Annotated in this window: 27 protein-coding genes and 1 pseudogene; 17 read left to right on the top strand and 11 right to left on the bottom strand. The window is 60.3% G+C overall.

Annotation, left to right across the window (positions count from 1 at the left end; all coding sequences use genetic code 11):
• Positions 1-129 precede the first annotated feature (129 nt).
• From RLEG4DRAFT_RS07595 to repB, 3 genes are all read left to right on the top strand, one after another.
• Positions 130-369 carry a hypothetical protein gene (locus tag RLEG4DRAFT_RS07595; RefSeq protein ID WP_003576622.1) on the top strand — a complete coding sequence of 80 codons (240 nt, stop codon included), beginning with the start codon at positions 130-132 and terminating at the stop codon, positions 367-369.
• Between the two features lie 197 nt (positions 370-566).
• Positions 567-1,781: a plasmid partitioning protein RepA gene (gene repA, locus RLEG4DRAFT_RS07600; RefSeq protein WP_003576624.1), complete on the top strand. Its 1,215-nt coding sequence runs from the start codon at positions 567-569 to the stop codon at positions 1,779-1,781.
• A 42-nt stretch (positions 1,782-1,823) separates the two neighbouring features.
• A complete protein-coding gene (gene repB, locus RLEG4DRAFT_RS07605; RefSeq protein ID WP_003576625.1) occupies positions 1,824-2,876 on the top strand; it encodes a plasmid partitioning protein RepB in 1,053 nt (350 codons plus the stop codon).
• A gap of 47 nt (positions 2,877-2,923) precedes the next feature.
• On the opposite strand, the gene RLEG4DRAFT_RS42410 is transcribed toward repB, so the two are convergent.
• A complete protein-coding gene (locus RLEG4DRAFT_RS42410) occupies positions 2,924-3,274 on the bottom strand; it encodes a hypothetical protein (RefSeq protein WP_037093334.1) in 351 nt (116 codons plus the stop codon).
• 57 nt (positions 3,275-3,331) lie between these two features.
• On the opposite strand from RLEG4DRAFT_RS42410, the pseudogene repC reads away from it, so the two are divergent.
• The 3 genes and pseudogenes from repC to RLEG4DRAFT_RS07620 all read left to right on the top strand — a co-directional run.
• Positions 3,332-3,696: pseudogene (gene repC / locus RLEG4DRAFT_RS42415) on the top strand (replication initiation protein RepC); the annotation flags it as partial.
• 226 nt (positions 3,697-3,922) lie between these two features.
• Positions 3,923-4,489 (top strand): sugar transferase, encoded by a 567-nt coding sequence (locus tag RLEG4DRAFT_RS07615; protein ID WP_003576626.1) that lies wholly within the window; start codon positions 3,923-3,925, stop codon positions 4,487-4,489.
• 123 nt (positions 4,490-4,612) lie between these two features.
• Entirely contained in the window at positions 4,613-6,637 is a 2,025-nt protein-coding gene (locus tag RLEG4DRAFT_RS07620; RefSeq protein ID WP_003576628.1) for a polysaccharide biosynthesis protein, read from the top strand.
• A gap of 73 nt (positions 6,638-6,710) precedes the next feature.
• Here the strand turns inward: RLEG4DRAFT_RS07620 and RLEG4DRAFT_RS07625 are convergent, their stop codons facing one another.
• The 3 genes from RLEG4DRAFT_RS07625 to RLEG4DRAFT_RS07635 all read right to left on the bottom strand — a co-directional run bounded on the left by RLEG4DRAFT_RS07625 (position 6,711) and on the right by RLEG4DRAFT_RS07635 (position 9,020).
• Positions 6,711-7,985 (bottom strand): O-antigen ligase family protein, encoded by a 1,275-nt coding sequence (locus tag RLEG4DRAFT_RS07625; RefSeq protein ID WP_003576631.1) that lies wholly within the window; start codon positions 7,983-7,985, stop codon positions 6,711-6,713.
• A 357-nt stretch (positions 7,986-8,342) separates the two neighbouring features.
• Complete coding sequence (locus tag RLEG4DRAFT_RS07630) at positions 8,343-8,594, bottom strand: hypothetical protein (protein ID WP_003576632.1); 252 nt, start codon at positions 8,592-8,594, stop codon at positions 8,343-8,345.
• Between the two features lie 27 nt (positions 8,595-8,621).
• A complete protein-coding gene (locus tag RLEG4DRAFT_RS07635) occupies positions 8,622-9,020 on the bottom strand; it encodes a DUF2934 domain-containing protein (protein ID WP_003576634.1) in 399 nt (132 codons plus the stop codon).
• Positions 9,021-9,172: 152 nt separating this feature from the next.
• Between RLEG4DRAFT_RS07635 and RLEG4DRAFT_RS07640 the strand changes: the two genes are divergently transcribed.
• Together RLEG4DRAFT_RS07640 and uxuA are read left to right on the top strand one after the other, a co-directional pair.
• Complete coding sequence (locus RLEG4DRAFT_RS07640; RefSeq protein ID WP_003576636.1) at positions 9,173-9,892, top strand: GntR family transcriptional regulator; 720 nt, start codon at positions 9,173-9,175, stop codon at positions 9,890-9,892.
• A gap of 44 nt (positions 9,893-9,936) precedes the next feature.
• Positions 9,937-11,124 (top strand): mannonate dehydratase, encoded by a 1,188-nt coding sequence (uxuA, locus tag RLEG4DRAFT_RS07645; RefSeq protein ID WP_003576638.1) that lies wholly within the window; start codon positions 9,937-9,939, stop codon positions 11,122-11,124.
• A 59-nt stretch (positions 11,125-11,183) separates the two neighbouring features.
• On the opposite strand, the gene RLEG4DRAFT_RS07650 is transcribed toward uxuA, so the two are convergent.
• Positions 11,184-11,831, bottom strand: a complete 648-nt coding sequence (locus tag RLEG4DRAFT_RS07650) for a TetR/AcrR family transcriptional regulator (protein WP_003576640.1) — start codon at positions 11,829-11,831, stop codon at positions 11,184-11,186.
• A gap of 136 nt (positions 11,832-11,967) precedes the next feature.
• Here RLEG4DRAFT_RS07650 and RLEG4DRAFT_RS07655 point away from each other — a divergent pair, with 136 nt between their 5' ends.
• Both RLEG4DRAFT_RS07655 and RLEG4DRAFT_RS07660 read left to right on the top strand, forming a co-directional pair.
• The gene (locus RLEG4DRAFT_RS07655) at positions 11,968-13,149 is read left to right on the top strand and encodes an HlyD family secretion protein (protein WP_003576642.1); all 1,182 of its coding nucleotides are present in this window, start codon (positions 11,968-11,970) and stop codon (positions 13,147-13,149) included.
• A gap of 23 nt (positions 13,150-13,172) precedes the next feature.
• Positions 13,173-14,756, top strand: coding sequence for a DHA2 family efflux MFS transporter permease subunit (locus RLEG4DRAFT_RS07660; RefSeq protein WP_003576644.1), 1,584 nt, complete (start codon positions 13,173-13,175; stop codon positions 14,754-14,756).
• Positions 14,757-14,852: 96 nt separating this feature from the next.
• Here the strand turns inward: RLEG4DRAFT_RS07660 and RLEG4DRAFT_RS07665 are convergent, their stop codons facing one another.
• Positions 14,853-15,722 (bottom strand): aldose 1-epimerase family protein, encoded by an 870-nt coding sequence (locus tag RLEG4DRAFT_RS07665; RefSeq protein ID WP_003576647.1) that lies wholly within the window; start codon positions 15,720-15,722, stop codon positions 14,853-14,855.
• Between the two features lie 109 nt (positions 15,723-15,831).
• Positions 15,832-16,161: a DUF6665 family protein gene (locus RLEG4DRAFT_RS07670; RefSeq protein WP_003576649.1), complete on the bottom strand. Its 330-nt coding sequence runs from the start codon at positions 16,159-16,161 to the stop codon at positions 15,832-15,834.
• Positions 16,162-16,304: 143 nt separating this feature from the next.
• On the opposite strand from RLEG4DRAFT_RS07670, the gene RLEG4DRAFT_RS07675 reads away from it, so the two are divergent.
• The 4 genes from RLEG4DRAFT_RS07675 to RLEG4DRAFT_RS38535 all read left to right on the top strand — a co-directional run bounded on the left by RLEG4DRAFT_RS07675 (position 16,305) and on the right by RLEG4DRAFT_RS38535 (position 19,344).
• Positions 16,305-17,927: an ABC-F family ATP-binding cassette domain-containing protein gene (locus RLEG4DRAFT_RS07675; RefSeq protein WP_003576651.1), complete on the top strand. Its 1,623-nt coding sequence runs from the start codon at positions 16,305-16,307 to the stop codon at positions 17,925-17,927.
• A 99-nt stretch (positions 17,928-18,026) separates the two neighbouring features.
• Positions 18,027-18,419: a VOC family protein gene (locus RLEG4DRAFT_RS07680; protein WP_003577247.1), complete on the top strand. Its 393-nt coding sequence runs from the start codon at positions 18,027-18,029 to the stop codon at positions 18,417-18,419.
• A 69-nt stretch (positions 18,420-18,488) separates the two neighbouring features.
• On the top strand, positions 18,489-19,079 hold the full coding sequence (locus tag RLEG4DRAFT_RS07685; protein ID WP_003576655.1) for a hypothetical protein: 591 nt from the start codon (positions 18,489-18,491) through the stop codon (positions 19,077-19,079).
• A gap of 100 nt (positions 19,080-19,179) precedes the next feature.
• The gene (locus tag RLEG4DRAFT_RS38535; RefSeq protein ID WP_003571841.1) at positions 19,180-19,344 is read left to right on the top strand and encodes a DUF1328 domain-containing protein; all 165 of its coding nucleotides are present in this window, start codon (positions 19,180-19,182) and stop codon (positions 19,342-19,344) included.
• 80 nt (positions 19,345-19,424) lie between these two features.
• Here the strand turns inward: RLEG4DRAFT_RS38535 and RLEG4DRAFT_RS07695 are convergent, their stop codons facing one another.
• Both RLEG4DRAFT_RS07695 and RLEG4DRAFT_RS07700 read right to left on the bottom strand, forming a co-directional pair.
• A complete protein-coding gene (locus RLEG4DRAFT_RS07695) occupies positions 19,425-19,781 on the bottom strand; it encodes a hypothetical protein (protein ID WP_003576657.1) in 357 nt (118 codons plus the stop codon).
• Positions 19,782-19,814: 33 nt separating this feature from the next.
• A complete protein-coding gene (locus RLEG4DRAFT_RS07700; RefSeq protein WP_003576658.1) occupies positions 19,815-20,063 on the bottom strand; it encodes a membrane protein in 249 nt (82 codons plus the stop codon).
• Between the two features lie 581 nt (positions 20,064-20,644).
• Between RLEG4DRAFT_RS07700 and RLEG4DRAFT_RS07705 the strand changes: the two genes are divergently transcribed.
• Positions 20,645-21,166, top strand: a complete 522-nt coding sequence (locus tag RLEG4DRAFT_RS07705; RefSeq protein WP_003576659.1) for a DUF992 domain-containing protein — start codon at positions 20,645-20,647, stop codon at positions 21,164-21,166.
• Positions 21,167-21,342: 176 nt separating this feature from the next.
• On the top strand, positions 21,343-21,810 hold the full coding sequence (locus RLEG4DRAFT_RS07710; protein WP_003576661.1) for a GNAT family N-acetyltransferase: 468 nt from the start codon (positions 21,343-21,345) through the stop codon (positions 21,808-21,810).
• 29 nt (positions 21,811-21,839) lie between these two features.
• On the opposite strand, the gene RLEG4DRAFT_RS07715 is transcribed toward RLEG4DRAFT_RS07710, so the two are convergent.
• A complete protein-coding gene (locus tag RLEG4DRAFT_RS07715; protein ID WP_003576663.1) occupies positions 21,840-22,769 on the bottom strand; it encodes a LysR family transcriptional regulator in 930 nt (309 codons plus the stop codon).
• A gap of 72 nt (positions 22,770-22,841) precedes the next feature.
• Here RLEG4DRAFT_RS07715 and RLEG4DRAFT_RS07720 point away from each other — a divergent pair, with 72 nt between their 5' ends.
• Positions 22,842-23,759, top strand: a complete 918-nt coding sequence (locus tag RLEG4DRAFT_RS07720) for a DMT family transporter (RefSeq protein WP_171898196.1) — start codon at positions 22,842-22,844, stop codon at positions 23,757-23,759.
• 41 nt (positions 23,760-23,800) lie between these two features.
• On the opposite strand, the gene RLEG4DRAFT_RS07725 is transcribed toward RLEG4DRAFT_RS07720, so the two are convergent.
• A complete protein-coding gene (locus tag RLEG4DRAFT_RS07725) occupies positions 23,801-24,433 on the bottom strand; it encodes a hypothetical protein (protein ID WP_003576666.1) in 633 nt (210 codons plus the stop codon).
• Positions 24,434-24,441 lie beyond the last annotated feature (8 nt).

A 24,441-nucleotide genomic window follows, 5' to 3' on the forward strand; every position in this document is an offset into this window, starting at 1 on the left:
GTCCGGCACCGACAAGTATAAGCCGGCAAATCCTGTCACGCCTGTGTCACGCGCGTTTTTCGTTCAAGAGGATTAAGCTGTCTTTGCTCTGTCGGCATGCGCCGGCAAGGGAAGCCGGAGAATTCTCAGATGCACGATGCAGCCGAAGCAACGATCACCCCGAAAAGTGACGAAGAGCTCAAGGAGCTGGTATCGCTCGCCCGATTGGTTGCCTATGCCCGAGAGAATGCCAAAGACCTGAACGCCGAATTCTCCGCCTATTGCCTCGACCTTGCGCTTGGCGCCCTGCTCCAGGACCTCGACAGAAGCGGCGTCACCCTTTCCCACGAAAGCGGCCAGGACGGTAATCTGCTCGGCACACGGCACTGAGCGGCGGGCGATTCGGCCCGTAAATACGCGGCTGCTACGCGGGAGCGCCAGTGGACCCGCGTCCAAGCCTTTGAAAAAAATGGACAACCCAGCGGTAGGGTCTTGTTAACCCTATTTGCCTTGCCACTCCTCCAGAATCGTCGCTAAATGCGCTTTCAAAGCTCGCAGGGCTTTTAAATCGCATTTTCGAGATTTCCATGAATATGGCGCCGCAGATAGAAAAAGCAATTTCCGATGTCGACCAACTGATCATTGGTCAGGCCCAAGAGCTATCCGACAAGCTGAAGCAGCATCGGCTCGAAATGTTTCCGCCGCGCGCGCTGAAGGGGCTCAGGGAATTTCAGCTGGCCGAAGTGGCGCGTTTTCTCGGCGTAACCAGCGGCTACCTTCGCAATCTGTCGCTGGAAGGCAAAGGCGCCCTTCCCCAGGTCACACCGTCGGGCCGCCGGTCTTATACGGCCGAGCAGATGGAAGAGATGCGCAGCTTCCTGGAGCACAATGCCCGCGCCGGAACGCATTATATGCGTCACCGCCAAGGCAGCGAACATCTCCAGGTCGTTGCCGTCGTCAATTTCAAGGGTGGCAGTGGCAAGACCACGAGTGCTGCGCATCTTGCCCAGCACCTTGCCCTGACCGGTCACCGTGTGCTTGCCGTCGACCTCGACCCACAGGCGTCGCTTTCCGCCATCCACGGTTTTCAGCCGGAGTTCGACGTCAGCGAGAATGAGACGCTCTACGCCGCCATTCGCTATGACGATCAGCGGCGGCCGCTGAGGGATATCATCCGGCCGACGAATTTCCCGAACCTGCATCTGGTGCCTGGCAATCTCGAGTTGATGGAATTCGAGCATGATACGCCGCGCGTGCTTGCTCAGGGCAAGGCGGGCGACTACGGGCGCGTCTTCTTCGCGCGGTTGGACGAGGCGCTGTCTTCGGTCGCCGACGATTACGACGTCGTCATCATCGACTGCCCTCCCCAGCTCGGCTTTTTGACGATGAGCGCCATTTGCGGCGCAACGGCGGTTCTGATCACCGTGCATCCCCAGATGCTCGATGTCATGTCGATGTGCCAATTCCTGCAGATGCTCGGCGAAGTCCTGAATACGCTGAAAGGAGCCGGCGGCAACATGAACCTCGACTGGCTGCGTTATCTCGTGACCCGCTACGATCCGCAGGACGGGCCGCAGACGCAGATGGTCGCCTTCATGCGTTCGATGTTCAAGAACCATGTGCTGACCAATCCGATGTTGCGCAGCGTCGCGATCTCGGACGCGGCGATGACCAACCAGACGCTTTACGAGGTGGAGCGGAGGCAGTTTACCCGCGCGACCTATGATCGCGCCATGGAGGCAATGGATGCCGTCAACAATGAGATCGTCGATCTCATTCACAAAGCCTGGGGGCGGAAATGACCGACAAAGTTTACTGCGGTAAACAGGGGCGAGGGCCGACTGATGGCACGTAAGAATCTCCTCTCGGGCCTGATGGACGATTCCAAGAAGTTTACTGCGGTAAACAATGAGGACGAGCCGCTTCAGAGGGACGAGAAACACCAAATCACCTATAAGGGCATCGGCGCGCTCGGCGCCGTCACGCGCAGTATCGATGCGCTGGCTGCCAAGGCGGACGCGGCCAAAGCGATCGAGGAGAAGCTGGCGACCGGCGAGACGGTGATTGATCTCGACCCTGCCCTGATCGAAGATTCGTTCGTGACGGACCGGTTGGCCCATGCCGACGAACAGTTTCGCGAATTGGTCGAGGCTATCCGCCTGCGTGGTCAGGATTCGCCGATCCTCGTCCGCCCGCATCCTGACAAGGACGGTCGATATCAGATCGCCTTCGGCCACCGTCGCGCCCGGGCCGCCAAGGAACTCGGCCGACCTGTCCGCGCCATCGTCAAGAAACTTGACGATCGCGACCATGTCATCGCCCAGGGTCAGGAGAACTCAGCGCGCGCCGATCTCTCGTTCATCGAGAGGACGATGTTTGCCGACAAGCTCGACACATTGGGTTTCGATAGGGAAACGATCATGTCGGCGCTCAGCGCCGACAAGACGACAGTTTCCAAAATGCTGTCCGTCACCAGGCGGATCCCAGCGGAAGTCCTGGCTGCGATCGGCGCGGCAAAGACGACCGGCCGTGACCGCTGGCACGATCTGTCGGTAAAGTTCGAGACCGAAAACATCTCAGCGCGGGCGATCGAGTTCAGCAGGTCGGCGGAATTCGAGACAGCGGAGCCGGATGCCCGCTTCGATATGCTGGTTGCCTTCATCAGCAGGAGGCAACAACCGACGTCATCAACAGCGACGCGTCAGCCTGCGGCTCACGTCTGGCAGCGCAAGGACGGCGCGGTCAAGGCGAAGATCAAGGATGACGGGAAACAATTCACCATCGCGCTGAAGGCGGAAAGGGCGTCTGCCTTTGGAGCCTATATCGCCAGCAACCTGGATCATCTTTACGAGGCGTTCGAGAAGACACAGGATTTGACGAAAGACGGAGATCAATAAGCACAAGAGAAGGCCCCCGAACGTAGCCGTTGCGGAACCTCTTTGATCTAGACACCCGGAGAATCACATTTCCTCGAATCATAGCCAAGAGGCACCGAATTTGATGGCGATGGAGGGGGGCTGCCGGCGATTGGAGTACGATTCACCTGCATTTTCGCAACGCTGTCGAGCACCTGCCACGGTCGCAGTCGGCCAAACAGGTCGCCGCCACCCTCGACGAGTTGGAGCTGCTGCGCGAGGAGATCGTCATTCAGTTGGAAATGCGGCAATGCCCAACATTCTGAGCGGCACATATAGAATTCAAATCCATACTGCATCTTGCGACGTCGGATGTTCGATCGGAAGGTCGGGCCGAAGCGATAGCCCAAATACAGAAAGATCAAGGCCAGAACGAGCATGTCTCCGGGGCACGCGTTATCTCCGCTGCCAACGTTGGGCCATTCTTTCCGCTGGTGCTGGTGCTGGTGCTGCAGGCCTGCCCTGAGATCGGAGCCTATGGCCCTCATGGGACGGTCGGCACGTGGCGCGATCTGATGGCGGCGGCGGTCGCCGTTCGTTCGATGCTCGGAGTGAGGCCGTCGGCCTCCTGCGAGATCATGGGACCTGAAAATGCCGCCACCGTGATGGCCTGGTCCTGGAGAGGGCAGGGCATATCAACTCGGCCGGCGGTTGTCTGAGCGATCTGACACGCCGCGGCGAGAGAGGAGAATTTGCCATCGGTCCGATGTTGATGGCCCTTGCGCGTCGCCGATCAGAGGGAAGACAGGCTAAAGGTTCGCTTCACCTGTCCGGTGCAGCCATTATGTTTAATAAACCGTGACGGAAATGAAAGCCGCGATAACTTCGAATTGGGAGCTTTTTGCTTTCATTTCACGGAGTTAGGTGACTGCGGAGATCCTAAAGCTAAAGCGAACGATCAATCTCGACCCAGTCGCCGACAAGGAATCCCGATGTCTCGCAGTTGACGCGAAACGTTTTTTGACGATACGGCAAGGCGATAGGGCAAAGAGCGGTAACCGTCGGTGAGCAAGGAAGAGCAGCTTAACATGGGTTTGAAACGGGGAGTGGATTTTTTCCTGGCTTTGATTGCGTCGGTGATCCTGCTCGTTCCGATCCTTATCGTTGCTCTTTGTGTTCGCCTTACCTCGCCGGGACCAATCCTCTATTGGTCAAAACGTGTCGGCCGTTTCAATCGGATCTTCCTGATGCCGAAATTCCGCAGCATGCGGGTCGATACGCCAACGGTGGCCACCCATCTGCTCGAAAATCCGGATCGGTTTTTGACACCCATCGGCTCGTTTCTGCGTAAATCGAGCCTCGACGAACTGCCGCAACTTTGGTGCATTCTGAGGGGCAGGATGAGTTTTGTCGGCCCACGGCCGGCGCTCTACAATCAGGATGATCTGATCGAGTTGCGAACAGCCCACGGTGTCGACAAGCTCCTGCCCGGATTGACCGGGTGGGCGCAGATCAACGGCCGCGACGAGTTGCCGATTCCGGAGAAGGTGAAATTCGACGTCGAATATCTCGAGCGGCGTTCATTCGGCTTCGACATGCGCATCCTGTTTCTGACCGCAGGCAAGGTAATCCGCCGCAAGGGAATACGGCATTAAGCTACCTACTTCTGATAGATAAGCGGTGCGGAAGGCATTGATTTCCGATTATTTCAGTTGCGCTCGTTGCGGAAAGCGACAAGAAGGTTGGTTGTCTGTTGATCTGCGAGACGCTGGTAAGCAATGCCTGAAAATTCTGCCTCCGAGGCACCACGCTCACGATGGTTGTTAGTGCCGCTGCAGGCGCTCGTCGCTCCTTTGCTGGCGATGCCACGGGTCGCCAAACGCGCTCTGGCTTTGCTGGTGGATTCCAGCTTTTGTGTTCTGACGATCTGGCTGGCCTATTGCTTCCGGCTGAATGAATGGACGGTGCTGACCGGCGTGCAGTGGCTGCCGGTTTTCGTTTCGCTGTGCATGGCGCTTCCCATCTTCATCGTCATGGGCATGTATCGGGCGATCTTCCGTTATGCCAATCTGGCCGCTTTCATTACGGTCCTGAAGGCGATTGCGATCTACGGCTTCGCCTTCATGACGATCTTCACGGCTCTCAGCGTCCCGGGAGTTCCGAGAACCGTCGGCATTCTCCAGCCTTTCCTTCTGTTGATCGGGATCGGGCTGTCGCGGCTGGGTATCCGCTATTGGCTCGGAGATGCCTATCAGCGTATCCTTCACAAGAATATGCTCGCGAAGGTCCTGATCTATGGGGCGGGCAAGGCCGGGCGGCAACTGGCGGCTGCCCTGACGAACAGTGCCGAGCTCAACGTCGTCGGCTATCTGGATGATGATCCGCGCCTCAAGGGCGGCGTCATGGGTGGCTTGCCGATTTATGACCCCGCGGATCTCCCGGTGCTTGCCGAAACGCTTGGCGTGCACAATGTGCTTCTTGCTCTTCCATCGGCATCCCGCCAGCGGCGCAACGAAATCCTGGAGCATATCCGCAAAGCCAGGGTGAATGTTCGCACATTGCCGGATCTGACGGCACTTGCCCAGGGACGTGTCACTGTTTCCGACATTCGTGAGCTGGAGATCGAAGATCTGCTGGGGAGGGAAGCGGTCGCGCCGCGCCAGGAATTGCTCGACAAGGCGATGCGCAACAAGGTGGTGATGGTCACCGGCGCCGGTGGCTCGATCGGCGGCGAGTTATGCCGCCAGATTCTGCGAAACGCACCTTCCAGCCTGATCCTGCTCGATCAGAACGAGTTTGCGCTTTATAATATCGATGCGGAATTGCGGAAGCTGGCCGAACTCTACGAGCATGAAGATCTGCAGATCGTTCCGATCCTCTGTTCCGTCCGCGATCAGGATCGCATGGAGCATATCATCCAGAGCTGGCGACCGCAGACGATCTATCATGCCGCCGCCTACAAACATGTGCCGCTTGTCGAACATAATGCCGTGGAGGGCATCAAGAACAACGTCATGGGTACGCTTGTTGCGGCTCGCGCAGCGTATAAATACGGTGTCTCGAATTTCGTGCTGATCAGTACGGACAAGGCGGTGCGTCCGACAAATGTGATGGGCGCCAGCAAGAGGCTGGCGGAGATGGTTCTGCAGGCGCTCGCAGCAGAATCGACGACCGACAGAATGCGAACGAATTTTTCCATGGTCCGCTTCGGAAACGTGCTCGGCTCCTCCGGATCCGTCGTGCCGCTTTTCAGGCAGCAGATCAAGGAAGGTGGCCCCGTTACGCTGACACATCGCGAGATCACCCGCTATTTCATGACCATTTCGGAAGCCTCGCAGTTGGTCATCCAGGCAGGGGCGATGGGGGAGGGTGGCGATGTTTTCCTGCTCGATATGGGAGAACCCGTTCGCATTGCCGATCTCGCCCGCAAAATGGTGGAGCTGTCCGGATTGGCCGTCCTTGACGAGGATAATCCAGACGGGGATATCGAGCTTTCGGTTACCGGTCTCAGGCCCGGCGAGAAGCTCTATGAAGAACTGCTGATCGGGGATAATCCGGAAACAACCGAACATCCCCGGATTATGAAGGCGCGTGAGGATTTCCTGTTCTGGCCGGAGCTTTTGAAAAAGCTCAACTCGCTCAACGCGGCATTGGATCGAAACGATATGGTCGCTGCACGTGCGACATTGGCCGAGCTTGTTTCGGGCTATTCGTCGACGGGTGAGGTCTCGGATCTGGCTTTCACCGGAGCCGAAACCAATACCGCAGCCGCAGACGTCAAATCGCGTCTGCGTCAAACTTGATTCATGCAACGCGCTTTAGTTTTTTATGCAAGTCGTCATCCCGGAACCGCTGCGCACTTCCGGGTGACTGGCATCAAATTTGGACGACGGGCGCAAAGCCTGTGCTGCCGCGATCCACGCAAATAAGGGCGACCAGATAGGCGAAGATCGGATCCAGGGCCTTCTGATTGAACATGATACCAAAGCTGCCGGTGATGACGTAGCTGCTGACGAGCAGAAGAGCGAGCGCAATGGCCAGATCCCGGCCCGGCCCGGCTTCCTTTCTCCAGGCGCCGATCACCGGCGTCGCGAGCATCAGCGACAGCGCTGCAATGCCGAAAATGCCGGCATCGATCCCCGCAGTCAGAAAACCGTTGTGAACATGCGAATAGGTTAGTTGCGGCCTTATGTTTTCGGGCAGCTCTGCCAATACCGAAGCCATCCGGTTTTGCGGGCCATACCCCGTCAACGGGTCCTTGCTGATCGCCGATATTGCACCCTTGTACAGAGCGTACCGGGCACTCAGCGACGTGACTTCGCCGTCGCTGCGTTCGAGCGATGCCATATTTTCCTGCAACGCCTCGATGCGATGAAGGATTTGGCCGCTGCCGAGGGCGATAAGTCCCGCAAACAGCAAAGAGCCGGTGATGGCAAGGCTGCGTAAACTCAGATGGAAGCTGTGTTTGCGAAAATACCAGAGGAAGATGACGATATGAACGGGAATGACCAGCCAGGCCGAGCGTGTTCCCGAAAGCAGCACGCAGCCCAGACCGGCGGCATATCCCAGTATGGCAATTCTCTGCTCGACACTCTTGGGTGATTGAACGTTGAGAAGAGCGATGCCGCCGAAAAGAACGCCTATGACGCCCAGCAGTGCGGCGTTCGAAGTCCCGGCCTCTGCCCTCTCCATCAGGAACATGATCTGCAGCAGACTGAAAAGAAAGGTAACGATCATGCCGATACCTGCGCCGAGGATAAACAGTGGCACAAGGCGGCCATCGGGAGACTGGCGCATCCTCGGTAGAACCAGCCAGACCGCAAAGAACGGCAGCAGCCGGAATATCCAGTCCAGTTCTTCGGAGTAGGGCGGATTGACGAATATGCTCGCGATCATCACCAGCGGGTAGATCGACATGCCAATGGCAACCAGCCGGTCGGATTTCGACAGGTTCAGGGCCAGGCTGCCCGTCGCCAGACAGTAGAGGCCCCACACCATCGATCCGAGGAGGATGAACGAGTTGAAGTTCGGGGAAAGTCCGGGAAGGATGGCAAAGAGAAAGACCGCAATGCGGTTGTTCCGATCGAGTGCGCTTGCCGCCCCACTTTCGGGATAGAGCAATGCTATCTTCAGTTGTCCGAGGTATTTCACTTGCCGATCCTGACCATGCCGATGCCGTTTCGCTAAGGATCGTGATCACGCCTGTCAAGCCGGGGATTGCGTGCAATCTATGGCTTTAAGCCTCGTGGCATTCCAGCAACAGGATTTATGGGCGGAGGCGGTTCTATGAAATGTCGGAATCCGACATAAAGGCCAGCTTCAGCAATAGACACGTCTGAGGTGCAGTTGGTCGAAGGTTTGGTCGGCATATATGTTCGCGTAAAACCGTTGAGCGCGACCGCCCGCCCAAGGGATTGCAGGGCAGGCTGCAAAGCATTGACAGACATGATGCGCGGTCGCCACCCTACGACCAGCTCATAGAACCTCGCTGCCGCTAAAGAGTTACCGCTACCGCCAATATCGGCGTGCCATATTTTCGGTCGAAGATCGACCGAGCAGATAGCCCAGGCCGAATGCCAGAATGCCGGTGCCGAGCAACAAGGCGCTTGCGGTTTGCGGGTGATCCCTGACGCCGGTGACGACCGCGTAGGCCTCACGCCTCACCCCATCGGCGGCCGACTTCGCGGCTTTGGTCAAACCCTCGGGCTGCTCAGCCGGCGTTCCGGTGAATCCGGCGTTCAAGTTTTGTTTGTCGGCCATGTCTGGTCCCTTCCTGAAATCGGTGGTTCAACTCTGCTCGCGCGTGCCGGGGGAGGCTTCGCGTTGATCAGCATCTTCGAGATCCGTTTTGACGAGGAATGCATCGGTATGTTCGCGCGCGGCCTCTCGCAGGGCAGCGAGATTTGGCGGATTGCCGATCTCGCCCTGCTTATCGAGTTCGTGCTCAGCCAGGGTCCAGTGATGCCGGTGCTGGCCTTCTGGCCTGCCTTCCTTTTCCCAGAGGGAATAGGCCTTTTTCCGGATCTCCTCCTCGCGGGGGGCTGCGGGCGATCCGCCGTTCTGCCCGGCGAATTTGTTTGCGGCGGGCCGAGCTTTCTTCCGTTCGCGCGCCTCCGCGGCAGATGGAAATTCTGGCTGGGCGCCGTCTGCCTTTTCGCTTGTCTTGCGTCGTACTGGGTTTTTCATGAGCGTCTCCTTGCGGATTTCAACCCACTCGGCCGATCTAAGTTCCAAAAAGACCGTCTTGACGGATGGACACCCATCAACTCGGCATGGGTTGGCAAGGTAAGATGACTGGTATACTAGTATGCCAAACAGTCTCAACCGTCCTTATTGTTATGCCGCAGGCGTCAGAAACCGAAGTTTTGATCATCCCGTCGCAAGACATCGGCGGCAGGCTGCGCCGGGTCACCACGGCCGGCGCCATTTATGAGCGCCTGCATGCCAATATCGTCTCCCTGCGGATGCCGCCTGGCATGCCGCTGCAGGAAAAACGCATCGCTGAGGATTTCGGCGTCAGCCGCACACCGGTGCGTGAGGCACTGCTCAGGCTTTCCGAAGGCGGGCTGGTCGATATTTATCCGCAGTCGGGCACTGTCGTGTCGCGGGTGCCGGTTTCGGCAATCCCCGAGGCGGTCGTCATTCGCAAGGCGCTCGAAGGCACGACGGTCGAGACTGCGGCTCTGACCGCCACCGCCGCCGATATTGCCCGCCTGGATGCCATCATCGCCCGGCAGCGGTCCCATGCTGCGACTGGGGATAGCTCGAGCTTCCATGAAGAGGACGAGGCCTTTCACGAAGCGATCGCCCAGATATCAGGTTATCCCGGCATCTGGGTGATCCTGAAGACGGTCAAGGTGCAGATCGACCGGGCGCGGCGGCTGACGCTGCCGGTGCTGGCGCGGATGGACAATGTAGTGCACGAACATATGACTATCCGCGATGCGCTGGCCGCCCATGATGCGACGGCTGCACGTGATGCGATGGTCCATCACCTGAGCGCCGTCATTCCCGATGTCGACGAGCTGCGCTCGCGCTACCCCGACTATTTCTGCTGACGGCAGGACCGAACACGAAACGACAAGCGAGGGAAGGAACAAGCATGCGGCAAGGTTGGAGATGGTTCGGACCGGAAGCGCCGGTGACGCTGGATGAGGTTCGTCAGACGGGCGCAACCAATATCGTCTCTTCGCTGCACCAAGTGCCGATCGGCAGGGCCTGGACGGAAAAGGAAGTGCGCGAGCGCCAGTCGCTGATCGAGACGACGCCGGGCGATCGTTCGCCGCTCGTCTGGTCGGTGGTCGAAAGCATTCCGATCCCCGATGCCGTCAAGCGCAAGGGCGGGGAGGCGAAGGCCGAAATCGAGGCGTGGATCGCCAGCCTCGAAGCGGTCGCCGCCTGCGGCATTCCGATCGTCTGCTATAATTTCATGCCTGTCGTCGACTGGACCCGCACCGAACTCGATTTCGTGACGCCGACGGGCGCCACGGCCATGCGCTTCGATCATGAGCGTTTCGCAGCCTTCGATCTCTTCATTCTGGAACGGCCGGATGCGGCACAGCACTATTCCGCGGAAGACCGCGAACGGGCGCGTATCGTCTTCGAGGCGATGTCGGAGGAGGAGATTGCCGAGATCACCCGGATCATTACGTCGGCTCTGCCGGGTTCGACCACCGAGCCTCTGACCATTCCGGCCTTCCGGGAAAAGCTGGTCGCCTATGGCGGAATCGACGCCGCAAAGCTGCGCCGGCATCTGATCGAATTCCTGGAGGCGGTGACGCCGGCGGCCGAAGCGCGCGGCGTCAAGCTGACGCTGCATCCCGACGATCCGCCGCGTTCGCTGTTCGGCCTTCCCCGCATCGCCTCGACCGCCGATGATTATGCCGCTCTCTTCGACGCGGTGCCGTCGGCAGCGAATGGCATGTGTTACTGCACCGGCAGTCTCGGCGTGCGCGCCGAGAACGACCTGCCAGCGATCGCCCGGCGCTTTGCCTCGCGCATCCACTTCGCCCATTTGCGCGCCACGACGCGCGAGGGCGACGGCCGGACGTTCCATGAAAGCGCGCATCTCGAAGGCGACGTCGACATGGTCGCGGTTCTCCGGGAACTGGTTGCGGAAGACCGCCGCCGCAGCGCGCAAGACACAATCGTCTTCCGCTCGGACCATGGTCACCGCATGCTCGACGATCTCGATAAAACAGTCACGCCGGGTTACCCTGCCATCGGCCGCATGCGCGGCCTTGCTGAACTCCGCGGCATCCTGCATGCGCTGGGTGCCCCGCCGAACTGAAGGCGTCCCGGGGCCGCTCGTCGGCAGATATTATCGCGCTCTGGAGCTCGAGCAGCACTTCAGAGCGCGCAGCCCTTCAAAAATAGATCGGCGCACATCTTCGCCCGCGCTGCGATCGCATCGATCTTCGGCGGCTGCTCCTGGCGCAGCATCGCCGCGCGCTGCGGCTCCATGATCATCATGCCGCGCAGCATGCCGCAGGCGGCGTGCGGATCGTCAAGTGTTATCAGCCCGCGGTCGATCTGTTTGCGGAGCCAGTCCTCCATCAGCGTGTTGGTCCTGACGATGGCCTTCTCATAGAAGCTATTGGCGATCTCGGGAAAACGGTCGGACTCGCTGATGACGAGCCGGGTCATGGTAATCGTGTCCAGCGAGAGCGTCAGCATGCCATAGGCCATCAGCATGCGCTCCACCCCCTGCCTGAGATCCGTGACGGCGAGTGTGCTTGGGTCAAGCGCCATGAGAAAGCGCCCGGTCCGCTCCGTGATCATCTCCGAAAAGAGATCCGCTTTGGTCGGAAACAGGCGGTAGAGCGTCTTGGTCGAGACGCCCGCCTCCTGGGCGATGGCGGCAATGCTTGCCGCCGCATAGCCATTCTCGTGAAATTGGCTGTTGGCCGCCTCGATAATCACGCCTCTCGTATCCTCGTCGCAGCGGACTTGCGGTCGGCCTCGCGGCCTCTTCTCGATTTCGTGATTTTGGACCATGATAATTTTCCAAATTCCGGTTGACATCCATTTTCTAATACATATTTTGGAAAATATCAAGTTTCCTAAAGTGCATTCCACCCGAATTCAAAGGCCGCGGCCGATAGCGACAGCGACCACTCCCAGGAGAGAGACAATGTCCATCAAAACGCTGCAGGCTCTGAACAACAACGCACCTGCCACAGAAACCACAGCGGAAGCCGCGCCGACAACCCTTGACGCCGGCAACACACCCCGCATTGCTGAGGCTGCCGTCGTTTCGGAGCCGCCCGCTCGAAAGCGCCGTGGTCGCGGATTGCTGTTGGGCGCAGCCGCTGTCACCCTGATCGCCGCAGGCGCCTATTATGGCCATGACTATTGGACGGTCGGGCGCTTCCACATCTCGACCGACGATGCCTATGTGAAGGCCGACAACACGACTGTCGCACCGAAGGTTTCGGGCTATCTCGCCGAAGTCCTCGTCATGGACAACGAGGCGGTGAAGGCCGGTCAGGCGCTTGCTCGCATCGACGACCGCGATTTCCGCGCCGCCCTCGATCAGGCCAAGGCCGATGTCGCAGCAGCTGAGGCGACGCTCAATGCAAAGCAGGCGTCGCTCGACATTCAGCAGTCGACAATTGCCGCTGCCCGCGCCACCGTCGAAGTCGACAAGGCCAACGAGACCTTTGCCGAACAGAACAACAAGCGTTACGCCAATCTTGCGACCAGCGGTTATGCCCCGGTGCAGACGGCGCAGCAGGCAGCTTCCGCCATCGCCGCAGCTCAGGCCACCATCGTTCGCGACAGCGCTTCGCTCGACGCCGCCGTCAAGCAGGTCGATCTTCTGAACGCCGAGCTTGCCCAGGCGAAGGCTGCGCTTGCCCGCAGCCAGGCCGTCCAGCATCAGGCCGAGCTGAGCCTCTCCTATGCAACGATCACAGCACCCGTTGACGGCACCGTCGGCAACCGCACGCTACGGGTCGGCCAGTATGTCCAGGCCGGTACCCAGCTGATGTCGGTCGTGCCGACGAGCGCGGTCTATGTGATCGCCAACTACAAGGAAACGCAGCTCACCGACGTCCGCGCCGGCCAACCGGTGGAGATCGAGGTTGATACCTTCCCAGGCCGTACCTATCACGGCCGTGTCGACAGTCTCGCTCCGGCAAGCGGCCAGGAATTCGCCCTGCTGCCGCCTGACAACGCCACTGGCAACTTCACCAAGGTCGTCCAGCGCATCCCGGTCAAAATAGTGCTCGATGGCGACGCTGCGCTCAGTGGCGACCTGCGCCCGGGCATGTCCGTCCAGCCGAGTATCGATACCAAGAACGACCGCAGCTAGGCCGGGGACAAGGAGTTCGTGTCATGTCCACCATCGCAGCAACAGCCTCAGCCACGTCGCAGCCGCGCGCCAGCACCAGGGAATGGATCGCCGTTCTCGCCGGCATGATCGGCGCCTTCATGGCAATCCTCAACATCCAGATCACCAATGCCTCCCTCCTCGACATCGAGGGCGGCATCGGAACGGGCGTCGATAACGGCGCATGGATCTCCACCTCCTACTTGATCGGCGAGATTGTCGTCATTCCGCTGACGGCGTATTTCAGCAACGTTTTCTCGTTCCGCCGCTATATCCTCGTCAACGCAATCCTATTCCCGATCTTCTCGATGGCTTGTGCCTTCGCCCATGACTTGGGTACGATGATCGTTCTGCGCGGCCTGCAGGGCTTTGCCGGCGGCGTGCTGATCCCGATGGCCTTCACCATGGTGCTGACTAAGCTGCCGAAGGGCCAACAGCCGCTCGGCCTTGCGATCTTCGCGCTTTCGGTCACCTTTGCTCCGGCCATCGGCCCAACGATCGGCGGCTACCTGACAGAAAATTACGGCTGGCAGACGATCTTCTTCATCAACACTATTCCGAGCCTGATGATGGCGGCCGCCCTCGCCCTGACACTGGACAAGCAGCCGATGCAGCTTCACCTTCTGAAGGAAGGCGACTGGGCCGGGATCATCACCATGGCGATCGGGCTTTCGGCGCTGCAGACGGTGTTGGAAGAAGGCAACAAGGAGGACTGGTTCTCCTCGCCCTTCATCGTCAAGCTCAGCATCCTTGCCTTCGTCTTCCTCGCTGCCTTCATCTGGATCGAGCTGACCGTCAAGAAGCCGCTGGTCAAGCTCAGCCTGTTGAAGCAGCGTAATTTCGGCATTGGGGTTGCCGTCAACGTGCTGGTCGGCGTCGCTCTCTTCGGCAGCGTCTATATCCTGCCGCAATATCTCGGGCAGGTGCAGCGCTACAATGCCGAGCAGATCGGCAATGTGCTGGCCTGGACCGGCCTGCCGCAGTTGTTGCTCATCCCGCTCGTGCCGATGATGATGAAGCGCTTCGATGCCCGTTACATCGGCTTCCTCGGCATCTCGATCTTCGCGATCAGCTGCTTCATGAACGTGATGCTTTCGGCCGATACCGCCGGCGACCAGTTCTGGATCCCGAATATCGTCCGCGCCATCGGCCAGGCGCTGGTGCTGACGCCGATCACCGCCATCACCACCGCCGGCATCGCAGCCACTGACGCGGCCGCCGCCTCGGGCCTGACCAACATGCTGCGCAATCTCGGCGGCGCGGTCGGAACGGCAACGCTCGGCACGGTGCTGACCAAACGCGAGCAGTTCCACTCCAACATCATCGGCCAGTCGGTGACACTCGGCCGTGACGAAGTCCGCAACCGTCTCGACCAGGTGACGGGCTACTTCATGTCTCACGGCGTCTCCGACCACGCGGTCGCAGCTCAGAAAGCTGTCGTGGCGCTTGGGCAGATCGTCAAACGCCAGGCCCTCAGCATGGGCTTCAGCGATACCTTCGCCGTTATCGGGACTGTGCTTGCCATTGCTGCCATTGCTCTGCTCTTTGCCCAGAAGCCACGCGCGGGTGGCGGCGCCGGCGCCCACTAAGGTCGGCCCCTGCTAAGATTCCGGGTAAGCGCAACAGAAGAAGCATGACAGAGAAAAGCCCTCCTTCGCCGCGAAGGAGAGCTCTTTTTGTGAAGGCTATTGCGGAATCTCGACGGTAAAGGCGAAGCTTGCCACGCCACCCGGCGCCAGGATGGTGGTGGAGGGACGTTTCGACAGCTCGCTCGAACCTCCGGCCTCTGTAGCCGTTCCATGCCAAGGCTCGACGCAGATGAAGGGCGCGCCCGGCTTGGTCCACAAGGCGAGATTGGGCAGGTTTTTGAAGCCAAACCGCAAGCTCGGCCCACCTTCGGCGCCGTAGCGCAACCCTTCGCCTGCGCCTTGCGGGAAGATCATCGCATCCTGGTCGAACATTGCGTGATCCAGTACCAGCCGACCGGCATTGAACGGGGAGGGCAGCGTTGCAGGATTGATAAGGCCACCCTCCAGCCGTACGAGCCTCGGTTCGGCTTCATTGTCGAGCGTGACGGTATGGGCGCGCCCGGCAGCACCGGGCAGCGGCCAGACGAAGGCCGGATGGAAGCCGAGCCCGAACGGCATCGCCTTTTGGTCGCGGTTGGCAACCTCTGCTGTCACCGTCAAGGCGCGTCCCTCGACCGCATGCTCCAAAGTCAGCTGAAAGTCGAACGGATACACCGCCCGGGTTGCCTCCGAGGCGACCAATTCGTGCCGGCACATCGTTTCCGTGGATGCTGCAAGCCTAAACTCGCTCCGGCGGGCAAAACCATGCTGCGCCATCGGGTAGACGGTGCCGTCGATCGTGATCCTGTCGTCCGGGGCCTTGCCCACGATTGGAAACAGGATTGGCGAGCGCCCGGTCCAGAAGGCGGCGTCGCCTGTCCATAACCAGGAGCGTCCGTCGCTTGATGTGAGCGCCTGCATCTCGGCGCCGAGGGGAGAGACGTCGACGGTGAGATTCTGATTGCCGATCCGGATTAAGGTTGGCATCGCAATTCCCTTTCGCGCTGGTTCGCTACCAAGCCATACCTTCCCGCACCGGGGATTTCCACCAATAGGTGGAAGGCAGTGGTGACGGCGACCATGTGTCGGTCGGACGCTATTTCCTGATCGCACCCAATCTTGCGATCACCTCTTTCGGGATGCCATAGCGCTGAATGGCATCGCGATTGTTGCGCAGCCCGCAGATTTCGCGCTGGATGAAGAACGCCCAGACGGCGTCGGAGGCTGCATTGAGAAGCATCTCGCGGTCTTCGGCACTCTGGCGCTCCGCAGTCCAGGCTTTCAGGTTGGCAATCGCCGCCTCCACCTTCAGCCCGTGACGGCCGAGCGAGTCGGCGCGTTCCGCCATCAACTCGTATTCGAGGACGTTGAAGCCGTTTCTATCCTGCTGCGATTGTCTGAAGGATTGCGGCGGACGAACGCTCATTGGCACGAATTCCCTTCGGCGGAGGCGACAATCTTAGCCAATCCGGCTCGACAGATCGAGAGGCTTTGAAACGGGCCTATCCCGGCATTTCCATGCATGGCATAAGGGCGCCGAAAACTTTCCCCCTAGGCCCAGCGCACATCATGATTCGTATCGAGAACATCAGCAAACAGCTCAGTCACCGGATCCTCTTCATCGAGGCGTCTGCAGCGCTCAACAGAGGCGAGAAGATCGGTCTCGTCGGCCCGAACGGCGCCGGCAAGACAACGATCTTCCGGATGATCAACGGCGAGGAGCAGCCCGATGAGGGGCAGGTCTCCTGCGAGAAGGGCGTTACCATCGGCTACTTCAACCAGGATGTCGGCGAGATGGCGGGTCACAGTGCGGTTGCCGAGGTGATGAATGGCGCCGGCCCGGTCAGCGTCGTTGCCGGCGATTTGCGCGAGCTCGAGGCGGCCATGGCCGATCCCGAGCAGGCCGACGACATGGACAAGATCATCGAGCGTTATGGCGAGGTGCAGGCGCGTTATGAGGAGCTGGACGGTTATGCGCTCGAAGGACGCGCCCGCGAAGTGCTCGCGGGCCTGAGCTTCAGCCAGGAGATGATGGACGGCGATGTCGGGGCGCTGTCGGGCGGCTGGAAGATGCGCGTGGCGCTCGCCCGCATTCTATTGGCGCGACCCGACGTCATGCTGCTCGACGAACCGAGCAACCATCTGGATCTCGAAAGTCTGATCTGGCTGGAGGAATTCCTGAAAGGCTACGAAGGCGCGCTGCTGATGACCTCGCACGACCGCGAGTTCATGAACCGCATCATCACCAAGATCATCGAGATCGACGGCGGCACGTTGACGACCTATTCGGGCGATTACGAATTCTACGAGCAGCAGCGGGCGCAGAACGAAAAGCAGCAGCAGGCCCAGTTCGAGCGCCAGCAGGCGATGCTCGCCAAGGAAATCAAATTCATCGAGCGGTTCAAGGCGCGCGCCTCGCATGCCTCGCAGGTGCAGAGCCGCGTGAAGAAACTGGAGAAGATCGACCGGGTGGAGCCGCCCAAGCGCCGGCAGTCGGTCGCCTTCGAATTCCAGCCGACGCCGCGCTCCGGCGAGGATGTGGTCAGCCTGAAGAACGTGCACAAGAAATATGGCAGCCGAAGCATCTATGAGGGGCTGGATTTCATGGTGCGGCGGCGGGAACGCTGGTGCATCATGGGTATCAACGGCGCCGGCAAGTCGACACTGCTGAAGCTGGTGACGGGTACCGCCGAGCCTGATAAAGGCAGCGTCGCTCTCGGCGCCAGCGTCAAGATGGGTTATTTCGCCCAGCATGCCATGGATATTCTCGACGGCGAGCACACCGTATTCCAATCGCTGGAAGACCGGTTTCCGCAAGCGGGGCAGGGGCCTTTGCGGGCGCTCGCCGGATGTTTCGGCTTTTCCGGCGACGATGTCGAGAAGCGGTGCCGCGTGCTTTCGGGCGGCGAGAAGGCGCGCCTGGTCATGGCGATGATGCTGTTCGACCCGCCGAACCTCTTGGTGCTCGACGAGCCGACGAACCATCTCGACCTCGACACGAAGGAGATGTTGATCAAGGCCCTGGCGCAATACGAGGGCACCATGCTGTTCGTCTCGCATGACCGGCATTTCCTCGCCGCACTTTCCAACCGGGTGCTGGAGCTGACGCCGGAGGGCATCCATCAGTATGGCGGCGGCTATACCGAATATGTGGCGCGCACCGGGCACGAGGCGCCCGGTCTCAGGAGCTGACATTATTTTTATGCGGCATGTCGAAACCCTCGGCGCCGAAGCGACCAGCAATGAGCCGGCCAACGATATCGGTTGGACAGTCGGAGCAGCGGAGGAGAAATGGTCATGCTGCTGGATAGGATCGAAGTCATCACTCTGTTCGTCGACGACATCGACGAGGCCAGGGCGTTTTACCAAAAGGTCTTTGCCGCCGATGTCGTCTATAAGGACGACGTCTGCTCGGTGCTGAAATTTTCGGGAACGATGGTCAATTTGCTCCGGGGGACCGAAGCGCCGCAGCTGGTCGAGCCCTCGCCGGTGGCGGCATTCGGCTCGGGCAGTCGCGTGCTGCTGACGGTCAAGGTCGACGATGTCGATGCGGTCTGCGCCGAGCTGCGCAGGCTTGGCGTGACGCTGCTCAACGGGCCGATCGATCGTGCATGGGGCCGCCGCACGGCGGCCTTTGCGGATCCGTCCGGCCACGTCTGGGAGGTCGCACAGGAACTGCGCTAAATGTTGCATCGAAGACCTTGGCAAGCCGCTTCCTTCACGTGAAGAGCGAATTCGGCGGCTATTGCCACGATGATGACCAAATTCCGTGGTGTTCGGAGCCCTCTTCATGCAATCGGGGACGGGCGCATCAGCATGGACTGGATCAATCGCTATATCGATCAGCCGCTACTGCACGGCGCGGCGGGCTTGCTGCGGAGCTGGCATCTTCGCACGCGGCAACCGCCGGAGCTGCTGGAGCCGACTTGGAATCTCGTCGTGCTCTCGTTTCTCCTGATCGCGAGCGGACAGGTCCTGGCCGGCAAACCTTTTGCCCTCGGTGTTGCCGCGCTGGTCATGCTGGCGCTGCCCTCCGCGCGAAAACTGCTTTCGGTGATGAGGGCGAGCGGAGGCGGCTACGGCGCCCGGGAATACAAGTCGTTGAGAGCCCGCGCCATCGCCAAACGTGAGGCGGAGTGGTCGGTGCGGATCATCGTCCTGTTTTGCTCTGCCTGCCTTCCCTTCATCGCCCGCATCGACGATCCGGCGGGGGCCTGTTTCATGCTGGGGGCAAGCATCTGGTTCGTCCTGACCGGGCCGCTCAAGGCCTATCTCGAGGCCGCCGAGCCTCCCGAGCCGAACGAAGGTGACCGGATGGTCAGCGGCGCCTTCCATTTTGGCTGAACCGGGCCGATGCGACGTTGCATGCGCCGGCCCTGAGAGGGACAGGGAACCAAATGGGGCGACCTCCGTTATCTCCGCAGCAACGTAAAAGGAGATTGCGATGCTTTATTACGCTCTGGTGTTTCTCGTTGTGGCCTTGATAGCCGGCGTCCTCGGATTTGGCGGTATAGCAGGGGCTTCAGCTTCTATTGCCCAGGTTCTGTTCTTCATTTTCCTGGTGCTGTTCGTCGTATCGCTCGTTATGCGCTTTATGCGCAGAGTATAGTGCGAATAGAATAAGTATAAAAACCCGGCGAACACATCGCCGGGTTTTTCTTTATTGCCGCATCCGTTTTGCCGCCGTTCTCACTGGAGGTTTCCGTTACGGTCATGGTCGGCTGTGGCGAAATCCGCCATGACCCGCTGCATGAATTCGCTTCGGCTGATGCCGCCATTGTGGTTGGTGTCGGTCAAAGTGAATTGCTCGACTGTCAGGATCTGAACCGTCTCATCGGACTGCAGGCTGCCGTCCTTGTTCTTGTCGAGGCTTCCGAACGCCGTGCCCATGAAGGTTTCGTATTCGGAGCGATCGACCGTCTTGCTGGCATTGCCGTCGAGTCGGTCCATCTGGCCCTGATACATCGATCCGGGCTGCTGTTGTTGTGCTGCTGCCCCAAGGCATTGGCACAGGATGAGTGTCGTCGCGAAAGCCAGGGTTTTCATCGCTTGATATCCTTCCCCCATTATCGGCCCCAATTATCGGCAAGCCAGACGATTGCCGACGAAACCGCCGCCGCCTATGCCGGCGCCGATCGCAAGCACCTGCCCGGTTCCAGCCCCGATCGTACTGCCGATCAGGCCGCCGACAATCGCGCCGCCGACGGTTCCCGCAATGCAGCCGAATTCGGAATTGTGATCCGAGACCGCCTGTGATGTCGGTCCGGACTGGCAGCCGGAGACGGCAAGGCATCCCGCCAGCATGATGTTTGTCGTGCGTATGCGCATGTTTCCCTCCCGATAAATATACCCGCCATCTGCAATAGAGATCGGTGGGTGTACGATTGTTCGGTCCCTGCGAAAATATCGCCTGATTATATCTCTGGAATTCAGACTTTATTTCTGTTCGAACAGAAGGAGAATTCCGGAAAGCAACCGGACATTCTGTGGCAGTGCAAAGCAGTCATGCCATTTCTCCCGCCGTTACAGTCTAGCAGGGAGAATATTTCCAAATAGTACAGCTATAGACACCGGATGGCAACCTGCGCGGCCATCGATCGCAATGGGCAACAGGGCGCTCGCAATCTGGTCGGAAAGACGAGGCCCATCGCAAGCGTGCCTTTCCGGCAACCATTCCTGACAACATCATGAAATAACCGGATGACGTGAATTAGTGCCTTCGAAATGTCCCAATGGGGCTGAACCGTAGGCATGTTTGTCGCTTGTGCCCTCCCATGGCACTTCGACAGGCGATGCGAAAAGGATGCCGGTTCCGGATCGTTTTGCGGTTCCGCCGGTTATCTGTAGCCGAATCTGGTGGCGAGTAGCCGGGTATTTTGCTCCCGTCACGATTTGAGAAGGAGACACTTATGAATAAGACTTTTGCGACGGCGTTTGCCGCGGTATCGTTGAGCCTCATCGGCGCGGCGGCGGTCAACGCCGCCGACCCGGTCACCAGGACCTATGAAGAACCGGACCTGCGCAACGGCGTGAAGATCGGTTACCTCACCTGCGATATCGGCGGCGGCACGGGTTATGTGCTCGGTTCCTCCAAGGAGGCCGATTGCATCTTCCAGTCGACCGTCGGCAACGAGCTCACGGATCGTTATACCGGCGAAGTGAGAAAACTCGGCATCGATCTCGGTTTCACCACGCGCAGCCGGCTGATCTGGGCCGTGTTTGCGCCGACGGCCGGTTATCATCGCGGATCGCTCGCCGGCCTTTATGTCGGCGCCACCGCCGAAGCGACACTGGGCGCCGGCGTCGGCGCCAATCTTTTGGTCGGCGGTACCTCGGGCTCGATTCATCTGCAGACGGTCAGCCTGACCGGCCAGCTCGGCCTCAATGTTGCCGCCGGCAGCGCATCGATGACGCTGACGTCAGCGAATTGATCTATCTTTTGACGCTCCCTGCCGCGCCGCGGCGGGGGCGTCACCTCCTCCGAGGTTCGATTTCTCACCTTTCATACCGAGAGCATTTTGCTTTATTCAAGTCATCGAAATGCTCTATCTGTTTGTCTTACGCAAAACGCCGAGCGTTTTTGGCTGCTCCAAGCCGGATTGAGATGATGGATATTCGCATGGCAACGCCCGGCGAGGACGAAGTCCTGGTGGGGCACTATTTGAAGATCTGGGACAGCTACGGCACGCCACCGGAGCACTACCGGCCGGATGCGGCCACGCGGATATTGTCTTTCATCAGAAGCGGCCGCGCAGAGCGCCGCCTGGCCACGTTCCTTGCCGTCGTCGAGGGTGAAATCGCCGGTTCCGTATCCTGCCAGCTGCACCAATCGCCGTTTCCCGAAATCATCCGGGAAGAACAGCGGCTGCACGGTTACATCTGGTCCGTCTATGTTGCGGACGCCTTCCGCCGGCGCGGCATCGCGCAGGCGCTGACCAGCAAGGCGGCCGACTATCTGAAATCGATCGGCTGCACCACCGCTGTCCTCCATGCCTCGGATGCCGGCGAACCAGTCTATCGGACCGTCGGTTTCGAATTGGCGAAGGAAATGCGCCTGCAGTTTCCAACCGAGTAGCGAGCAGCGAATGCCGCCCCGCATGTGGCTTACGCTTTCGCGCGGCCGGGCGCCGTAAAGGCGGCAATCGTCGCCTCGTCATGGCCGGCCTCGCGCAGGAAGCGGCCGGCAAATTCGATGGCCGGGCTTCTCAGCGCATCGTCCGGCCGGATCAGATGAAAGGCCACATGATAGTCGAGTGTGCGCTCCGACACGGCAACAACGCGCCCGGTCGCCAACGCTGCATCCGATAACGGCGGCCGGGCGAGCGCAATGCCGAGCCCTTGCGCGCAGGCATCGATCACCAGATTATAGTCCTCGAAGCGCCGGTCCTGGCCACGCGGAATATAGTCGACGCCCTCGCGGGAAAGCCAGCGGCGCCAGCCTTCGATATTCGAATCGTGGAGGATCGGCAGATCGAGCAGCGAAAGAGCGTCGGAACGCTGGCCGAGCCGTTCCGCCAACACCGGGGCGGCGATCGGAAACGACTTCTCCTGCCAGAGCGGCAGGGCGCGCACGCCGGCCCACGGCCCCTTGCCGCAGCGGATGGCAAGGTCCGTGCCTTCGCCGAAATCCGCCAGCCGGTGTTCGAGCGTCAGTTCGACATGCAACTCGTTCCCTTCGAGCTTCGGCAGACGTTGAAACAGCCACAACGAGGCGACGGAGGGCGTTACCGAAAGACGCACCACCGCCTTGTTGCGACGAGGCAGCCAGCGCTCGCCGCTATTGCCGAGCAGGGCAAGCGCTTCCTCCGCCCGCGCGAAAAACCGCATGCCCTCCGGCGTCAGGCGAACGCCGCGGGGCTCGCGGGCAAACAGGCGCACACCCATCCAGCGCTCGAGGCGCGACACCTGCCGCGACACCGCGCCATGGGTGATGCCGCTTTCCTCGGCCGCGGCAGAAAACGAGCCGAGCCGGGCGGCGCGGGCAAAGGTCTCGAGCGTGTCTAGGGGCGGCAGAACCGGTGAGCTGTGAACCATAGGCACATTTGATCATCGATTGCGATGCTTTTCAAGCACGCATCGAAGGCCTATCCATTGGCGCAGGCACATATGGAGGCGAAAATGAGCATGGCTGCAAGCGCACCGATTTCGGCGAAAGAGCAAGGCAAGTTCGACCTGGTGGCCTTTGCGGCGATCGTCGTCACCATCCTCTTCTGGGCGTCCTCCTTCGTGGTGATCCGCATCTGTCTCGGACCGCTGACGCCGATCGAACTAGCGACGGCGCGTTATGTGGCAGCCGGCGCCATTGCGCTGATCTATCTCGCCATCTACCGGCCGATGCCGGAAAAACGCGATTTCGTCCGCCTTTCCATTGCCGCCGTGCTCTTCATCGCCGCCTATGCGGTTCTGCTAAACACCGGCGAGCAGACTGTTGCGGCGGGGCCGGCGAGCTTCATCATCAACACCATGCCGGTCTTCACCGCTCTCATCGCGACGTTCGCGCTCGGCGAGCGCTTCGGTCGCTGGGGCTGGGCGGGCACTGCGGTTTCCTTCGGCGGCGTGGCGCTGATCGCGGTTGCCTCGGATGACGGCTTCAAGCTCGATCCGAACGCCGTGATGATCCTTGGTGCAGCGCTCTGCTCGGCGATCGCCAGCGTGCTGCAGAAGCCGCTGCTCGGGCGGCTGCCCGCACTGGCCGTCACCGCCTGGATCCTGCTGATCGGTTCCGTGCCGCTGTTTCCGGCCGTTCCCGCGACGATCCTGGCGCTGGCCGCCGCACCGGCTGAAGTGAACTGGGGTGTCGCCTATCTCGTCATCTTCCCGACGGCGATCGGCTATCTCACCTGGGCGATCGCATTGAAGCGGCTGTCGGCCGCCCGCGCTTCGAATTTCCTCTATGGCGTCCCGCCGGTCGCAACGCTGATCGGATTCGTCTGGCTGGGCGAAACGCCGACGGTGCTCGGTGCTGTCGGCGGCGTTATGGCGATCCTCGGCGTGCTCGTCGTCAACGTGATGCGGAAGCGATAGACGCAAATTCGCCGCGGGACGGTATCAGGTCTCGCCCAGACCTAGCGGAGCAGCCCGTCCCGCCCAAACTCTTCCCAACCCCGTAGCTTCGCGGAGGCTTCTTCGGCGAGGTCTGGCGATGCCGCAGTCGTCTTACGGTCCTTCTTCAGTGAACGCGTCAGCTTTGCCTTGTAGGCCGCCCTCCGCCTATTCTCCGTGGCGGCCGCGGTGTCCTTCTCACGCCACTCTTCGACAGCGCCCCGGTCGAGCAGGTCCTCGACCATCCGTGGTTCGAAGACATGGAAGGTGATCTGCCTGGCGCGGCCGCGAAGCTTTACCGTTCGCGTCCCGGCGCTGGGCAGGCGGCCGTCCTCCAGCCAGCGGCGTCTCTCGGTCGTTGAGATCGTGAGGATGTCCTCGATTTCGCGCGGGATGACCGGCAGGCTTTCGATGCCTTCGAGCGATTTCGCAATTACCGCCGAGGCATGACGAAACTCATTCCTCATGCTTTCAGGCATTGTCAGCGTGAAAACCCTCCCGCTGATGTCGAGCGATTTTCGCAGGGACGACGGGAGGCGCGCACGGATTTCCAAGAGGATTCCCTTGGCGCGCACCGAAGAGCCTAGAGTGGCCGCGGGCGGTAGCGTCCACGTTTCCACAAGCGCAGGAGTTTCAGTCTTCTTGTTTTTCGCCATTCGCACAT

The organism is Rhizobium leguminosarum bv. trifolii WSM2297, assembly GCF_000271845.1.

Coding starts and splice junctions, on each gene's coding strand:
- RLEG4DRAFT_RS07705 (WP_003576659.1), top strand. CDS start 20,645: ATGAATAAGACTTTTGCGACGGCGTTTGCCGCGGTATCGTTGAGCCTC.
- RLEG4DRAFT_RS07695 (WP_003576657.1), bottom strand. CDS start 19,781: ATGAAAACCCTGGCTTTCGCGACGACACTCATCCTGTGCCAATGCCTT.
- RLEG4DRAFT_RS07640 (WP_003576636.1), top strand. CDS start 9,173: ATGCCGCAGGCGTCAGAAACCGAAGTTTTGATCATCCCGTCGCAAGAC.
- repA (WP_003576624.1), top strand. CDS start 567: ATGAATATGGCGCCGCAGATAGAAAAAGCAATTTCCGATGTCGACCAA.
- RLEG4DRAFT_RS07715 (WP_003576663.1), bottom strand. CDS start 22,769: ATGGTTCACAGCTCACCGGTTCTGCCGCCCCTAGACACGCTCGAGACC.
- RLEG4DRAFT_RS38535 (WP_003571841.1), top strand. CDS start 19,180: ATGCTTTATTACGCTCTGGTGTTTCTCGTTGTGGCCTTGATAGCCGGC.
- RLEG4DRAFT_RS07670 (WP_003576649.1), bottom strand. CDS start 16,161: ATGAGCGTTCGTCCGCCGCAATCCTTCAGACAATCGCAGCAGGATAGA.
- RLEG4DRAFT_RS07620 (WP_003576628.1), top strand. CDS start 4,613: ATGCCTGAAAATTCTGCCTCCGAGGCACCACGCTCACGATGGTTGTTA.
- RLEG4DRAFT_RS07635 (WP_003576634.1), bottom strand. CDS start 9,020: ATGAAAAACCCAGTACGACGCAAGACAAGCGAAAAGGCAGACGGCGCC.
- RLEG4DRAFT_RS07685 (WP_003576655.1), top strand. CDS start 18,489: ATGATGACCAAATTCCGTGGTGTTCGGAGCCCTCTTCATGCAATCGGG.
- RLEG4DRAFT_RS07725 (WP_003576666.1), bottom strand. CDS start 24,433: ATGGCGAAAAACAAGAAGACTGAAACTCCTGCGCTTGTGGAAACGTGG.
- RLEG4DRAFT_RS07650 (WP_003576640.1), bottom strand. CDS start 11,831: ATGGTCCAAAATCACGAAATCGAGAAGAGGCCGCGAGGCCGACCGCAA.
- RLEG4DRAFT_RS07595 (WP_003576622.1), top strand. CDS start 130: ATGCACGATGCAGCCGAAGCAACGATCACCCCGAAAAGTGACGAAGAG.
- RLEG4DRAFT_RS42410 (WP_037093334.1), bottom strand. CDS start 3,274: ATGCTCGTTCTGGCCTTGATCTTTCTGTATTTGGGCTATCGCTTCGGC.
- RLEG4DRAFT_RS07665 (WP_003576647.1), bottom strand. CDS start 15,722: ATGCCAACCTTAATCCGGATCGGCAATCAGAATCTCACCGTCGACGTC.
- uxuA (WP_003576638.1), top strand. CDS start 9,937: ATGCGGCAAGGTTGGAGATGGTTCGGACCGGAAGCGCCGGTGACGCTG.
- RLEG4DRAFT_RS07655 (WP_003576642.1), top strand. CDS start 11,968: ATGTCCATCAAAACGCTGCAGGCTCTGAACAACAACGCACCTGCCACA.
- RLEG4DRAFT_RS07680 (WP_003577247.1), top strand. CDS start 18,027: ATGGTCATGCTGCTGGATAGGATCGAAGTCATCACTCTGTTCGTCGAC.
- RLEG4DRAFT_RS07710 (WP_003576661.1), top strand. CDS start 21,343: ATGGATATTCGCATGGCAACGCCCGGCGAGGACGAAGTCCTGGTGGGG.
- RLEG4DRAFT_RS07720 (WP_171898196.1), top strand. CDS start 22,842: ATGGAGGCGAAAATGAGCATGGCTGCAAGCGCACCGATTTCGGCGAAA.
- RLEG4DRAFT_RS07660 (WP_003576644.1), top strand. CDS start 13,173: ATGTCCACCATCGCAGCAACAGCCTCAGCCACGTCGCAGCCGCGCGCC.
- RLEG4DRAFT_RS07675 (WP_003576651.1), top strand. CDS start 16,305: ATGATTCGTATCGAGAACATCAGCAAACAGCTCAGTCACCGGATCCTC.
- RLEG4DRAFT_RS07615 (WP_003576626.1), top strand. CDS start 3,923: ATGGGTTTGAAACGGGGAGTGGATTTTTTCCTGGCTTTGATTGCGTCG.
- RLEG4DRAFT_RS07630 (WP_003576632.1), bottom strand. CDS start 8,594: ATGGCCGACAAACAAAACTTGAACGCCGGATTCACCGGAACGCCGGCT.
- RLEG4DRAFT_RS07700 (WP_003576658.1), bottom strand. CDS start 20,063: ATGCGCATACGCACGACAAACATCATGCTGGCGGGATGCCTTGCCGTC.
- repB (WP_003576625.1), top strand. CDS start 1,824: ATGGCACGTAAGAATCTCCTCTCGGGCCTGATGGACGATTCCAAGAAG.